This is a genomic window from Palleronia abyssalis (assembly GCF_900302445.1).
Taxonomy (GTDB): Bacteria; Pseudomonadota; Alphaproteobacteria; order Rhodobacterales; family Rhodobacteraceae; genus Palleronia; species Palleronia abyssalis.
In genome coordinates this window covers 72,113-85,888 of sequence record NZ_ONZF01000002.1, presented here as the reverse complement: position 1 = coordinate 85,888, position 13,776 = coordinate 72,113, and the positions used below count along the sequence as shown (strand labels likewise).

The window sequence follows — 13,776 nt, the reverse complement described above, 5'->3', positions numbered from 1 at the left end:
GCATGTCGATCGCCTGAGCATACACTGTATTTGGCCGCCCCGTCACCTGTTCCCCCGGAAAGAGGACGCGACACCGGCCGCTTACCCGTCATCCGCCAAGCCTTTTCAGCACCGTCCGTCCCGATCCAGCTTCCCGGCGCGCCGGTCAAAGGGCGACGCTCCGGGTGTGACAGGCCCGGGGTGGTACGGAATTGCGTGAACATTCGCATGGTTCAGATTGAGCAGGTTAACCGGCGCTGGTCGATCAGTCGCGCCGGAGGATGTACGCCAGATGTCCGCCGGAATTGAGGGCCTTGCCGACCTGATAGGTCGCCTTCTGCGCACCCAGCCCGACCCAGTAGGCGTCGGTGGTCGGAAATTCCATCTGGTCGAGGGGGCTGACCGCTTCGAGCCGGACGACCGTCATGTTCAGGCGTTTGGCCAGGGCGCGGATCGACGGCTTGGAGTATCCGTGCAGGTGGATCGGCGGCTGTACGAAGCCGTAATCCTTGCCCCGTCCGCCGCTGCGGTGAAGCATGATCTTTATTTTCGACGGGATCGATCCCTGGTCGGGCGTTCGGATGATCATCAGGCCGCCCGGGGCCAGCCAATCCGAGAGGCCTTTCAGCAGATCGTAGGGGTTTCCGACATGCTCAAGCACGTGGTTCATGAAGATCACGTCGAACTTTTCGCCGTCTTTCAGGCTTGCCGTCGGGTTGGGAATATCCAGAAGGCGCACTTCAAGGTCATGATCGCGCGCGAAGTTGACATCCTCCTCGTCCACTTCCAGGCCCAGCGCCGTCATCCCCAGCGCTTTCGCCGCCTTCAGGAAGTGCCCGCCTCCGGACCCGTAATCCAGAAGGCGCAAACCCTTGGGATCGTCGATCCCCGCGTGGGCCAGATCGGCCTTCAGAATTTTCTCGGACCGTTTGGCCAGCGTGTCGAAGCTGTTGCGCGAAAACTCGCCCGCGTTGAAATTCTGGTAGGCCTTGCGCAGGGCTTCCTGGGTCGGCGCCGGAAGGCTGACGCATGTTTCGCACTTGGGGCATTGCCAAACGGTGAAATCGTTCGACAGCGTGGCCGTTTTCTTCAAGTTCTGTTCATCGCAAACGGCGCAGACATTGGGCGAAAGCATCGGGGTCGGTCTCCTTGGACGGGCATCTGCCGGAAAAATTTGGGCGACGTATCTCGTCGCAGTTTGGCGCTGACATGAACGCCGGGTGTCAGGTTCAAAAAATAGGTGAATGCGGGCTCATGAGAGGTTCTTTGAGCGGCTTCTGGGCCGATGTGGCACCAAATAGATATCTGGTCGGCACGTTGGGCATGGTGGCGAAGGGTTGGTTCACATGTTTGACCTTGGTTCCCCAAAACCGGATTCCGTACCCGAATCCGCTTCGTTCGTGGTACAGACATGAACGGCCTATCACAGTGAACTCCAGGTTCTCCGGGCCCTGATAGGGCGGGAGTTGCCCATTGGGAAGGCATAGATTGACCACTTGGTAAGCTATGGCCGGAGTCTGCCCAAAAATAAGGCTTCTTGGCGCGCCCGGGATGATGCCACACTCGGGATATCGATCCGTCTTTCGATGGAAGTCTTTCGAAGGGATGGATGGTCCGGTTGCCGCTCACCCTGCCAATAACGGCAAAAGACTCGCTGAGACGGCCGAACCCGAAGGTCGGGAACTGGCCTTGCGCCCGCAGGCGATGCGGCAACCGGGGCCCTCGATACACGTACTACTCTTACAAGATCGCGACGCCCGAGGGCGTGATTTGTTCCACCGCGACGAAATGGGGCCGGCCCCCGACAGGGGCGTCGACCGCCCTATTTTCCCGCACGACCAGGTGTGAAGGAAGACCAGAGTGACAGACCATACTTGTGATGTTGCGGTGATCGGTGCGGGAACGGCCGGGATCGCTGCGGAGCGCAGCGCCCGCCAGAACGGGGCGAAAACCCTTTTGATCGACCCCTATTTCGCCGGAACGATGTGCGCCAACGTGGGCTGTATGCCGTCGAAACTTTTGCTCGTCGCATCGCACGCTGCCCATTCTGCGAAAGGGGCCGCGACCTTCGGCATCGAAACCGGACCGGTGAAGGTGGACGGTCCCGCGGTGATGCAGCGCGTGCGGCGGATGCGGGACGATTTCGCAAAAGCGACCCGAGAGGTTTTCGACAATCTTCCCGATGGCACCTGCATCCAGGCGCGTGCCCGGTTCGAAGGGTCCACGGAGCTTTCGCTGGACAACGGCGATACCGTCCGCGCCACGGCGATCGTGATTGCGACGGGGTCGGCGCCGGTCGTCCCGCCACCGATGCAAGACTTGGGGGATCTCGCGCTGACCAACCGGTCGGTGTTCGAACTTCGGGACCTGCCGCGCCGGCTAGCCGTGATTGGAGGGGGTGCGATCGGTCTGGAACTTGCCCAGGCGATGGGGCGGTTGGGCGTCGAGGTGACCCTGTTCGATCGCGAAAGAACCCTGGGCGGTGCGCGCGACACCGAGATTCAGAACGCCGTCCGGGATGTGATGGCACGGGACATGACGCTTCATCTGGGCGTGGATACGAAGGCCGAGGTCGAAGGGGACGAGGTGCAACTGTCCTGGTCGGGGGACAGCGAAGGCGCGGCCCGCTTCGATCGTGTCCTGATCTCGACGGGCCGCGCCCCACAGCTGGATGGGCTGAACCTTCAGGCGGCGGGGCTCGATCTGGACGATCACGGTTTGCCGGCGTTCGACCGTCGCACGATGCAATGCGGCGATGCCCCGATCTTCCTGGCGGGCGATGTGGATGCCGATATGCCCGTGCTGCACGAAGCCTCGAACGAGGGGGTCGCGGCCGGGCGCAACGCGGTCGCCTTCCCGGCCGTCCGCCCGATCTCTCGACTGCCGGCGTTCCAGTTGATGTTCACCGACCCCCCGCTTGCCATATTGGGCGAACCCCCGGTCGAGGGCGGGTCGACCGGGACCGCCTACTACACCGACCAGGGGCGTGCGAAGGTCGAGGACCGGGCGGATGGGCTCGTGAAGATCCATGCCCGGCCGCCCGAGGGCAGGTTGATCGGCGCCGAGCTGTTCGCGCCGGGGGCCGAACATTTCGCGCATCTTTTCATGATGGCGATCATGCGCGGCGAAACGGCGTCTGCCATGCTGGATGTGCCGTTCTATCATCCGACGTTGGAGGAAGGTGTGAAAGACGCCTTACGCCAGATTTGCCAGTCGACGCCCTTGTCTATCCCGGCAAGCTGGGACAGCGGCGATCCCCCGGGGGCCTAGGGGCGGTCATCCGGGTCGGTGCCCCAGTCTTCCGACTGCATCTCGCGCAGGCGCGATGCAGTTCGTTCGAACTCGAACGCGCCGGTGCCTTCGGAATACAGGGATTCGGGCCAGTCCGCCGCGGACATCACAAGGCGCACGCGGGCCTCGTAAAGCGCGTCGATCAGCGTGACGAAGCGCTTGGCCTCGTTGTAGTTCTCCGCCCCTAGGCGCGGAACGCTCTCAAGCATCAGGACACGGATCCGGTCTGCCAATGCCAGATAGTCCGCGGCCCCTAGGGGTTTGCCGCACAGCGTCCAGAATCCCGCGCGGGCCACGCCGTTGGCATAGTCGGGCACCTCGACCTCGCGGCCCGAGACGGTGAACCGCAACGGCTCGGGCGTGGCGTCGCCGGTCAGGCTGGCCCACAGCTTGTCCATCGCCTGCGTCGCGGACGCGTCGGCCGGCGTGAAATAAAGGTCGGCACCTGCGATCCGATCCTGCCGCCAGTCCCGCTCGGACGAGAGGTGGACGACCTTCATCCGCTCTTTCAGCAGATCTATGAAGGGCAGGAACAGGTTCCGGTTCAGCCCATCCTTGTACAGATCATCGGGCGGGCGGTTCGATGTTGTGACGATCGTCACCCCTCGTTCGAAAAGGCGTTCGAACAGGCGTCCGACGATCATCGCATCCGTGATGTCGCCGATCTGCATCTCGTCCAGGCACAAAAGGCGCAATCCGTCGGCGATGTCGTCCGCCACCGGTTTGATCGCATCGTCGACACCGCGCTTGCGGGCGGCGCCCATGGCGGCGTGCACCTCTTGCATGAACGCGTGGAAATGGATGCGGCGTTGCCCGCCCGCGACCTCTACATTGGCATGGAACAGGTCCATCAGCATGGACTTGCCGCGCCCCACGCCGCCCCACAGGTACAGGCCCACCGAAGCAACGGGGGTTCGCCGGGCGAAAAGACCGCGGCGGGGCGGCTTTTCCGAAAGCTTTTCAGACAGCCGGGTGAACTCCGACAGGACGCCGGCCTGTGCCGGATCGGGTTCGATCCGGTCGGCCTCCACCTCTGCGGCGTAAATGTCTTCAAAGCGTTGCATGACGGAACGAGGGCTTAGCGGTGCGCGCCGCCATAGGGAAGGGCGGTGCGAAAGACTTCGTGAATGCGGCCCGGTCCGCCGCATCGGCACTGGACTGGAAGCTGCGCCGTGTTATCTGCGCGCCATGGATTGGATGCTGTTTCTCATCTTTCTCGTGGCGTGCGCCGGTGCCGCGACCACCGGTGCCATATTTGAACCGGGAAGCTGGTACGATGAGCTGGAAAAACCCGGCTTCACGCCGCCGAACTGGGCGTTTCCCGTCGTCTGGACCACTTTGTACATCTGTATCGCCGTGGCGGCTGCCCGTGCGGCCCCTTTGGACGACAGCGGTTACGCGATGGCGTTCTTTGCGGTTCAGGTCGCCTTCAACACGCTGTGGACGCCCGTCTTCTTCGGGCGACGCAACATGAAGGGGGGGCTGATGGTCATCGCGGTTCTGTGGCTCGCCGTGGCGGGAACGCTGTGGCAGTTCTGGCAGCTCGACTGGATCGCGGGCGCCTTGTTCGTGCCGTATCTCGTGTGGGTCAGCATCGCCGCCGCGCTGAACTTTTCTGTCTGGCGGCTGAACCGCAACCGCCCCATCGCCACCTGATCCCCACCATCTTCGCACGCAAGAGCATTCAATGTTTCGCACCGCGCTTATTCGCACGGCCCTGATCGTACTTTGCCTGGGGCTTTCGACGGTATCGTCGCTTGCACAGGACGCCGCTTCGATCACCGATCCCCCTGAGCGCAGCGACGTCGACCTTCTGATCGATGTCCTTTCCGACGACGCCGCGCGGCAAGACCTTCTGGACCGGCTGCAGGCCGTGGACGGGGACACTCCTCCGGAGCAGGCAGTGGAGGCGCTTGCGGGCGACGGGTCCGTCCCTTCCGAGGTTCTGACCTTCGGCCGGCGCATTGCGGTGATCACTCAGGACACGGCCGAGAGCATCGCCGATCGCGCGTCATTCCTGTGGTCGCGATTGGCCGAGGCGCCGGATGTGCTGGAAGGTCTCAGCGGCGTGTCGATGAGTATCATCCTCGATACCGTGGATGAACTGATCCTGCTGATCGTCGGAACCTTTGCGGTCTTCCTCGTGCTGCGACAGTTGGCGATGCGGACCTATCGACGGCTTGGTGCGGCGTCGTCCAACGCGAATTATGCCCGCAGGGTGGGGCTGTGGCTGTTCTCGGCGTTCATCGACTTCCTGATCGTCGTCTTCGCCTGGGCCGCTGGCTATCTGATCGCCACGACCGTGCTGGGGATTTTCGGTCAGATCGGCATCCGGCAGACGCTTTATCTGAACGCGTTCCTGTTGGTCGAGACGGTGAAGGTCGGTGTGCGCATGATCCTGTCCCCGTCCTCGACGGATTTGCGCCCCCTTCCCATGGCGGACACGACGGCGCGTCAGATCAACGGTTGGGTGAACTTCATCGTCGGCGTTGTCGGCTACGGCCAATTACTGGTTCTGCCCATCGTCAACGCGCAGGTGTCTTACGTCGCGGGGTCGGCCGTGACGGCCCTGATCGCGCTGATCGTGCTGGGGATCTCGGTCGTGCTGGTCCTGCGCAACCGGCGCAGGCTGGCCAACTGGATGACCGGCGAAGGCGGGATCGCGTCGCATCGCGGGTCCATCGGGTGGATCGCGCGGCACTGGCACTGGCCGGTTCTGGCGTACCTGTTCGCGATGTTCGTGATCGTCCTGGTCAGCCCCGCCAGCGTCGTGTTCGAGACGCTGATGACCTCGGGGCAGGTCGTTCTGGTCGTCCTGCTGGGCATCGCCGTGTCGACCTTCTTCGGCGGCATCATGACCCGCGGGATCATCGTGCCCGACAACGTGCGCGACCGCCTGCCCCTGCTGGAAACGCGGCTGAACCGCTTCATTCCCCGGGCGCTGTTCGTGCTGCGTCTGATCATCGTGGTGTTCGTCGTCCTCTTCGCGCTGGATGCGATCAACGTGGTGGACTTGCGCGGTTGGCTGGTCAGCCGGGTCGGCCTGCAACTGACGGGCATGTTCTTTTCCGTCTTCGCGATCCTTGTGGTAGCCTTTGCGCTGTGGCTCGCGCTGACGTCGTATGTCGACTATCGTCTGAACCCTGAATACGGGCAGATCGCCACCGCGCGCGAGAAGACCCTGCTGACGCTGGGCCGGAACGCGGCGACCATCGCGCTGATCATCATCACGCTGATGTTCGTGATGTCCGAGATCGGCCTGAACATCGGCCCGCTTCTCGCCTCGGCCGGTGTGCTTGGTCTGGCCATCGGTTTCGGCGCGCAGAAGATGGTGCAGGACATCATCACAGGCGTGTTCATCCAGTTCGAGAACGCGATCAACGTCGGTGACGTCATCACCGCGGGCGGCACAACCGGCACGGTCGAGCGTCTGACGATCCGGTCTGTCAGTCTGCGCGACCTGTCGGGGGTCTATCACATCATCCCGTTCTCGTCCGTGGATATGGTGTCGAACTACATGCGGGATTTCGGCTACTACCTCTGCGATATGGGCATCGCCTATCGCGAGAACATCGAAGAGGCGAAGACCGCCATGCTGGACGCCTTCGACGAGCTGAAGACGCTGGAGGGCAACGACCTTAACATCGTGGGCGAGTTCGAGTGGTTCGGCGTGCAGGAGCTGGCCGATTCCGCGGTGATCCTGCGCAGCCGCGTGAAATGCGCACCGGGCACCCAATGGGGCATCGGCCGTCAGTTCATCGAGATCTGCAAGCGCATCTTCGATGAGCGGGGGATCGAAATCCCGTTCCCCCACCAGACAGTCTATCTGGGCGAGGCGAAGGATGGCTCCACGCAGACCTTCAACGTCTCGAGCCGCACGCAGATCGAAGGCCGTGTGCAAAGCGGGGCCGAAGGTCTGCAATCCCCCGACCCCGATCCCGACCCCGCCCGGCGCGGGGCAGACGACAGGGCGGCGACGCCCTCGCAGGACGTGCCGCCGGACGAGCCATAGGTTGGGCCTCGGTCAGGCCTTTGGCCAGCCGAAATTGCGGGGGACGCGGACAGCCAGAAGCGGCATCAGCCACGGCCCCCGGAACCGGTTCAGGTCCAGCGCCTCGTGCACCCCAGTCGAGGTCTGGCCGTCCAGCACGGTGCGCACGACCGACCTGCAATAGAAGGGCGCATCCAGCATCCCCTTCACCTGCCGCGGCCGGCTGCCCGGATCGCCCCGCGTGGCCCGCCGCACGCCCCAAAGGGATCGCCGCATGCCCTGCCGGGGTGGCGGGGCGACCTCTTCCACCCGGCCGTCGGTGTGGAACATGAAGCTGCCGATCTGCTCGGTCCCGTCGCGGCGCACGGCCTCGTAGAAACAGCGTGTGCCGCCTTCGATAGGGAAGCGCCCCCATGTCCAGTAGGCGCAGTCGGCCTCCATCGCGCGGGTGCCGAAATTGCTGTCGAAATAGCCGGTCCCGCTCCATTTCCCGCGGGGGCCCAAATCGACCTCGATCCGGCTGGCGGGCGACAGGGGTCGCCAGACATGGGCGCCGTCATCGGTCAGCAGGAATTCGCGATCCGTGATCCCGCCCGGGGTGACGATGATCGTGCCCTGAATGCGTGAGACGAACGGCGGAGAGCTGACCTCGTTCACCTCGATCAACAGCCGATTGCCGTCCCAGTGCATCGACGAGGGGCCGATGGTCAGGGTGTCCTTCGTCTGCTTCAGCGTCCCGCGCCCCCGGTCGGTCATCGCGAAGCGCGCGCCCTTGCCGTAGGTGGCGACGTTCATGCAGACGTTGTTCTCGGGCGCCTTCCGGCCCGACCAGCGATACCACGGCGAGAAGACCGAGCCGATGAACCCGATGACGGACAGCGCGTTCTCGCCATCGTCGCTGATCCCGTCCACATACCACCAGGCATAGCCGTCGGGCGGGACCTCTATGTCGAAGTTCGGTCCTTCAAGATCGCCTCGGCCGCGTGCTTGCCGGAAAGCGCCGCCATCGGCACCCCCGCCCCCGGATGGACCCCGCCCCCCGCCAGGTACAGCCCCGGCATCTTGCTGCGGGCTCCCGGCCTCTGGAACGTCGCCAGCATCCCCTCGGGGGATCGCCCGTAAAGCGAGCCGAGGCTGCCCGGAAACAGCGCCGCGAAGTCCTGCGGGGTCGTCCGCGCGCTCGGATCGGGCCGCGTCCGGAAGGTCAGACCCCGGCTGGCCAGCGTTTCGAATGTCCTGTTGAAGCATGGTGTGGGCTCCTCGTCTTCGGAAATGGGGGCGGCGTTCACGATGGTCTCGAACCGCTCGGTTTCAGGTGGGGCGCGCCCGGTGCCGCGGTCTTGCGCGCAGATGTATATGCTGGGATCCCGCGCGGCCGCGCCATGGGTGATGGGCTTGAACTCGGTCGTGGGGTCGGCCCCGAAGAAGATGTTGTGGTGGTGCAGGTCGGCCCCTTCGGGCGTGCCGGCGAACGCCCAGACCTCGGCCGAAAGCGATCGGGGGTGAACGGCACTTCGGGGAACGGCGGTCTGCGGGTCCGGACCCAGATGGCCAGTCCGCAGCGCACGGGGATCGCCGTTGAAAATCACGGCATCCGCAGTGTGGCGCGTCCCGTCGGCCAGCACGACCGCCGGGCCGCTTTCGATCCGTGCGACCGGTGCATCGTAGGCAATCTCGACCCCCAATTGCGCGGCGGCATCCGCCATCCCGGCGGCGAGGCGGTGCATGCCGCCCCGGACGCGCCAGACGCCTTGCGCTTCGGCCTGCCAGACCAGCGCAAGAAGCGCAGGCACCCGGTAGGGCGATCCCCCGACATAGGTCGCATAGCGCCCGAAAAGCTGCGCCAGACGCGGATCGCGAAAGCGCGCGCCCAACCGCTGCGCCAATGTGGAGAGGGGGGCCATCGCCCGGATCAATGCCGGATCGGCCAGCGTCCGGGTCGTCAACGCGGCGGGGGAGGGGCGGGCCTGCCGCATCACGGGGGCCTCGAACGCGCGGAACAAGCGGCGCGTCTCGGCATGGAATCTGCGAAAGTCGTCCGCGCTTTGGGGTCCGGCGAACCGGTCCACCGCCTCGGCCGATGCCTCGGGGTCTGAAAACAGGTCCAACCGGCTCCCGTCCGGCCAGAAATGCCGGGCCAGAACAGGCTCGGGGTCCAGCGTGATGTGTTGGGACAGGGTGTGCCCGCAGCCCTCGAACAGGTCATCGAACACGCCCCGCATCGTCAGCACCGTTGGGCCGGCATCGACGGGGCCGCTTTTGCTGGGAATTGTGCGCATCTTGCCACCCGGCGCGGCCGATGCCTCGAACATCTTGACGTGACAGCCGGCATGGGCCACCCGCATTGCAGATGACAGACCGCCGATCCCGGCGCCCACGACGATGATCCGTGTCCGTGCCATGCCGCCGACGTTGACAGCGGCATCCTCGTGTGTCCAGATTGGTTTACACTTTTGCGTCAGCTGAATTAGACAGTCAGGATCGTCATGCTTGCCAACCGGATCGAGACCGCCCTGGATGCAGCCCTGCGACGCGGGCAGGGGGGCGACGGTCCGCCGCGGTTGGCCGAAGCGCTGAGCTATGCCTGCAAGCCTGGCGGAGCACGCATCCGCCCGACCATCCTGACCAGCGTTGCGCTGGCCTGCGGGGACGACAGGCCCTGCGTCACTGACGCCGCGGCCGCCGCGATCGAGCTGATCCACTGTGCCAGCCTCGTTCACGACGACCTGCCGTGCTTTGACGATGCGGATTTGCGGCGGGGCAAGGCAACGCTGCACCGCGCGTATTCCGAGCCGTTGGCCGTGCTGGCCGGAGACAGCCTGATCGTCATGGGGTTCGATACGCTGGCACATGCCGCGCCCGAAGACCCGATGCGCGGCATCGCCCTGATCCGGATTCTGGCGCAGCGCACGGGCATGCCGGATGGCATCTGCGCCGGGCAGGGCTGGGAGAGTGAAGGCAAGATCGACCTGCGCGCCTATCACCGGGCCAAGACCGGCGCGCTGTTCATCGCGGCGACGCAGATGGGCGCCGCGGCCGCGGGGCAGGATCCCGAGCCATGGGAAGAGCTTGGCGCGCGGATCGGCGAAGCGTTCCAGGTTGCCGACGACCTGCGCGACGCGCTTCTGGACGAAGCGCATCTGGGCAAGCCGTGCGGGCAGGACGACCGGCTGGGCCGGCCCTCGGCCGTGGCCGAGCTTGGCGTCCGGGGCGCGGTGAAGCGGCTGGACGACATCCTGTCGGGGACAATCGCCTCGATCCCCTCGTGCCCGGGCGAAGCGAAGCTGGCCGAGCTGGTCACGCGCTATGCCCATAAGCTGGCCCCGCGCGAGGCCCTTCTGCGCTTTCCGGGCGAGTGATCGCGGCCGGCGCCCCGGAATGGGTCTTCGCACACGACTGGCCCGCTTCGCGGCCGATCCGAAATTCCAGACCTGGGCCGCGCGCTTCCCGCTGACCCGTCCCTTCGTGCGGCGCGAAGGAGAGGCGATCTTCGACCTGATCTCGGGCTTCGTCCAAAGCCAGATGCTGCGTGCGCTGATCGAGCTAAATGTGCTCGAAACCGCTGCCGATCCTGTCGAGGCCGAAGACCTAGCCCCCCAAATCGGCCTGACGCCTGAGCGCACCCAGCTTCTAATGCGCGCCGGGGTCGCCATGGGCCTGCTACGCCTGTCCGCCGGGCGGTTCCAGACCACGACGCGCGGCGCGGCCTTGACCGCTGTGCCGGGTGTCAGGGGAATGATCCTGCATCATGATGTCCTCTATGGCGACCTGGCCGATCCTGTGGCCTTCCTGCGGGGGCAAACCGACCCGGAGCTTGCCCGGTTCTGGCCCTATGTCTTCGGAGGCGGGGCGGGATCGGCCGAGGCTGCGCGGTATTCGCGCCTGATGGCCGACAGCCAGGCGCTGGTCGCGCAGGACGCGCTGGACCAGGTCGACCTTGGCGGCGTGCGCCGCCTTTTGGACATCGGCGGGGGCAGCGGCACGTTCCTGTCCCACGCCGTTGCCCGATACCCTGATCTGACAGGCATCCTCTTTGATCTGCCCGAGGTGGTCGTGACGGTACCGCCGGACCTGTCCCCGCGAATCACGCCCGCGGGTGGCAGTTTCCGCACCGACGATCTGCCCGGCGAGGCGGACGCAATCTCTCTGGTGCGGGTGCTTTACGACCACGACGACGCGACCGTGCGCGATCTGCTGGCTGCTGCCCGCGCTGCGCTGCCCGATGGGGGGCGCATCCTGATTGCCGAGCCCATGACAGGCGGCGACCGGCCCCATACGGCGGGCGACGTCTACTTTGCCGTCTATTGCGCCGCCATGGGGACAGGAAAGGCCAGATCCGCGCGTGAAATCGCGGCGTTTCTGTCCCAGGCAGGATTTGGTCATATCCGTGCCCCGCGGCCCCGCCGGGGCTTCGTAACCTCCGTCATCGAGGCCCGCGCCTGACACTTGGCTGTACGTTTTGATTGACAGACTAATGTGTAAAGTTAAACTGACACATGTACCTCGGACGTTTCGGTCCGCGGTGGGAGGGAGCGCACCATGCTGGATGCCAAGGCAATCATTCTTGAAGGAGCCGAGCGGCTTCATCTCGATTCTGTCCTGCTGACCGCGCCCCAAGACGGGGACGTGATCATCGATGTAAGGGCCTCTGGCGTGTCGACCGGAACGGAGAAGCTGTTCTGGGCCGGTCAGATGCCCCCGTTCCCCGGCATGGGCTATCCCCTGATCCCCGGTTACGAGAGCGTCGGCGAAGTAGTCGAGGCGCGTCCCGGTGCGGGCGTGAAGGTCGGCGATACGGTCTTCGTGCCCGGTGCCGACTGCTATGACGGCGTCCGGGGGCTGTTCGGCGGCGCGTCGAACCGGATCGTGGCCAAGGGCGCGCGTCTTGCCCGGGTCGATGCGGGTCTCGGGGATCGCGGGGCGCTTCTGGCGCTGGCCGCCACCGCCCGGCACGCGATCGCCGGCCTGCGCACGGAATTGCCCGACCTGATCGTCGGACATGGCACGCTGGGTCGCCTTCTGGCACGTCTGACCGTTCTGGCTGGCGGCCAACCGACCGTGTGGGAGATTGCACCCGAGCGACTTTCCGGCGCCGACGGATACGAGACGATCCACCCCGATGCCGATCCGCGCCGTGACTATTCGACGATCTTCGACGCGACGGGCAACGCCGGCCTTCTGCCCGACCTGATCGGTCGGATTGCCAAGGGCGGAGAGATCGTGCTGGCGGGCTTCTATAGCGACCCGATCAGCTTCGCCTTCCCGCCGGCCTTCATGAAGGAAGCGCGGATCCGCATCGCGGCCGAATGGAACGCCACGGACCTGGCCGTGACCCGCCAGCTGATCGAATCGGGGGCACTGTCCCTCGACGGACTCATCACCCATCGCCGCCCGGCCACCGATGCCGAGGCCGCGTATCGTACGGCGTTCACCGACCCGTCGTGCCTGAAACTTATTCTCGACTGGAAGGACGTGGCATGAGCCTCGACGATCCGAACACCGTCCCGAACCTGCGCGACTACGACGCCAACCTGAAGGCCGAAGCCGCCGAGCCGACGCTGGAAGTGCCGCAGGGCGAACCGACGTCGAAATGTCAGATCATCGCGATCTATGGCAAGGGCGGGATCGGCAAGTCGTTCACGCTGGCCAACCTCAGCCACATGATGGCCGAACAGGGCAAGCGCGTGTTGCTGATCGGATGCGATCCGAAATCCGACACGACCAGCCTGCTGTTCGGCGGCAAGGCCTGCCCGACGATCATCGAGACCTCGACAAAGAAGAAGCTGGCCGGGGAAGAGGTCGCCATCGGCGACGTCTGCTTCAAGCGCGGCGGCGTCTTCGCGATGGAGCTTGGCGGGCCCGAAGTCGGCCGGGGCTGCGGCGGACGCGGAATTATCCACGGGTTCGAGCTGCTGGACAAACTGGGCTTCCACGACTGGGATTTCGACTACGTGCTGCTGGATTTCCTGGGCGACGTGGTCTGCGGCGGCTTCGGCCTGCCAATCGCGCGGGACATGGCGCAAAAGGTGATCCTGGTCGGATCGAACGACCTCCAGTCGCTTTATGTCGCGAACAACGTCTGCTCGGCGGTTGAGTATTTCCGAAGGCTGGGCGGCAATGTCGGCGTCGCCGGACTGGTCATCAACAAGGACGACGGCTCAGGCGAGGCCCAGGCCTTCGCGAAGGCCGTTGAAATTCCCGTTTTGGCGGCGATTCCGGCGGATGACGACCTGCGCAAGAAATCGGCGAATTACCAGATTGTCGGAACCGCGGCTTCGCCGTGGGGCGACATGTTCGCGGGACTGGCGGAGGCCGTCGGCGTGGCGCCCCCCTGCCGCCCCGCGCCCCTGGATCAGGACGGGCTGCTGGCCCTGTTCGACAGCAAGGACACGGGAGGCGACGTGGTGCTGGAGCCTGCCACGGATGCCGACATGCGCGGATCCAAATCGGCACCGCGGGCCTCGCTCGAGGTGGTTTACGACGAGGCGTGATGAAGACCCGGCCGGGGCGCTGCC

The 13,776-nt window shown here is 65.2% G+C and carries 11 protein-coding genes; 7 read left to right on the top strand and 4 right to left on the bottom strand.

Going from position 1 to position 13,776, the window contains the following annotated elements; genetic code table 11:
* Positions 1-244: 244 nt before the first annotated feature.
* Positions 245-1,114, bottom strand: coding sequence for a class I SAM-dependent methyltransferase (locus tag PAA8504_RS04175; protein ID WP_108892912.1), 870 nt, complete (start codon positions 1,112-1,114; stop codon positions 245-247).
* Positions 1,115-1,839: 725 nt separating this feature from the next.
* Between PAA8504_RS04175 and PAA8504_RS04170 the strand changes: the two genes are divergently transcribed.
* A complete protein-coding gene (locus tag PAA8504_RS04170) occupies positions 1,840-3,249 on the top strand; it encodes a dihydrolipoyl dehydrogenase (RefSeq protein WP_108892911.1) in 1,410 nt (469 codons plus the stop codon).
* On the opposite strand, the gene zapE is transcribed toward PAA8504_RS04170, so the two are convergent.
* Entirely contained in the window at positions 3,246-4,334 is a 1,089-nt protein-coding gene (zapE, locus tag PAA8504_RS04165; protein WP_108892910.1) for a cell division protein ZapE, read from the bottom strand. The genes PAA8504_RS04170 and zapE overlap by 4 nt on opposite strands.
* A gap of 124 nt (positions 4,335-4,458) precedes the next feature.
* Here zapE and tspO point away from each other — a divergent pair, with 124 nt between their 5' ends.
* Positions 4,459-4,926 (top strand): tryptophan-rich sensory protein TspO, encoded by a 468-nt coding sequence (tspO, locus tag PAA8504_RS04160; RefSeq protein WP_108892909.1) that lies wholly within the window; start codon positions 4,459-4,461, stop codon positions 4,924-4,926.
* Between the two features lie 31 nt (positions 4,927-4,957).
* The gene (locus PAA8504_RS04155; protein ID WP_108892908.1) at positions 4,958-7,282 is read left to right on the top strand and encodes a mechanosensitive ion channel domain-containing protein; all 2,325 of its coding nucleotides are present in this window, start codon (positions 4,958-4,960) and stop codon (positions 7,280-7,282) included.
* A 12-nt stretch (positions 7,283-7,294) separates the two neighbouring features.
* Here the strand turns inward: PAA8504_RS04155 and crtC are convergent, their stop codons facing one another.
* Both crtC and crtD read right to left on the bottom strand, forming a co-directional pair.
* Entirely contained in the window at positions 7,295-8,173 is an 879-nt protein-coding gene (crtC, locus tag PAA8504_RS04150) for a carotenoid 1,2-hydratase (RefSeq protein WP_503121348.1), read from the bottom strand.
* Between the two features lie 32 nt (positions 8,174-8,205).
* Positions 8,206-9,663, bottom strand: a complete 1,458-nt coding sequence (gene crtD, locus PAA8504_RS04145) for a 1-hydroxycarotenoid 3,4-desaturase CrtD (RefSeq protein ID WP_108892907.1) — start codon at positions 9,661-9,663, stop codon at positions 8,206-8,208.
* 84 nt (positions 9,664-9,747) lie between these two features.
* Between crtD and PAA8504_RS04140 the strand changes: the two genes are divergently transcribed.
* From PAA8504_RS04140 to PAA8504_RS04125, 4 genes are all read left to right on the top strand, one after another.
* The gene (locus tag PAA8504_RS04140) at positions 9,748-10,620 is read left to right on the top strand and encodes a polyprenyl synthetase family protein (protein ID WP_108892906.1); all 873 of its coding nucleotides are present in this window, start codon (positions 9,748-9,750) and stop codon (positions 10,618-10,620) included.
* A gap of 19 nt (positions 10,621-10,639) precedes the next feature.
* Positions 10,640-11,704, top strand: coding sequence for a methyltransferase (locus tag PAA8504_RS04135; protein ID WP_108892905.1), 1,065 nt, complete (start codon positions 10,640-10,642; stop codon positions 11,702-11,704).
* A 99-nt stretch (positions 11,705-11,803) separates the two neighbouring features.
* On the top strand, positions 11,804-12,742 hold the full coding sequence (gene bchC, locus PAA8504_RS04130) for a chlorophyll synthesis pathway protein BchC (protein ID WP_108893491.1): 939 nt from the start codon (positions 11,804-11,806) through the stop codon (positions 12,740-12,742).
* Positions 12,739-13,752 carry a chlorophyllide a reductase iron protein subunit X gene (locus PAA8504_RS04125; protein ID WP_108892904.1) on the top strand — a complete coding sequence of 338 codons (1,014 nt, stop codon included), beginning with the start codon at positions 12,739-12,741 and terminating at the stop codon, positions 13,750-13,752. Before bchC ends, PAA8504_RS04125 begins: the two co-directional genes overlap by 4 nt.
* Positions 13,753-13,776: the final 24 nt, after the last annotated feature.

Bases quoted from the DNA above. Each gene is read 5' to 3' on its own strand.
- PAA8504_RS04135 (WP_108892905.1), top strand. From the start codon at position 10,640: ATGGGTCTTCGCACACGACTGGCCCGCTTCGCGGCCGATCCGAAATTC.
- crtD (WP_108892907.1), bottom strand. From the start codon at position 9,663: ATGGCACGGACACGGATCATCGTCGTGGGCGCCGGGATCGGCGGTCTG.
- PAA8504_RS04125 (WP_108892904.1), top strand. From the start codon at position 12,739: ATGAGCCTCGACGATCCGAACACCGTCCCGAACCTGCGCGACTACGAC.
- PAA8504_RS04155 (WP_108892908.1), top strand. From the start codon at position 4,958: ATGTTTCGCACCGCGCTTATTCGCACGGCCCTGATCGTACTTTGCCTG.
- tspO (WP_108892909.1), top strand. From the start codon at position 4,459: ATGGATTGGATGCTGTTTCTCATCTTTCTCGTGGCGTGCGCCGGTGCC.
- zapE (WP_108892910.1), bottom strand. From the start codon at position 4,334: ATGCAACGCTTTGAAGACATTTACGCCGCAGAGGTGGAGGCCGACCGG.
- PAA8504_RS04140 (WP_108892906.1), top strand. From the start codon at position 9,748: ATGCTTGCCAACCGGATCGAGACCGCCCTGGATGCAGCCCTGCGACGC.
- PAA8504_RS04175 (WP_108892912.1), bottom strand. From the start codon at position 1,114: ATGCTTTCGCCCAATGTCTGCGCCGTTTGCGATGAACAGAACTTGAAG.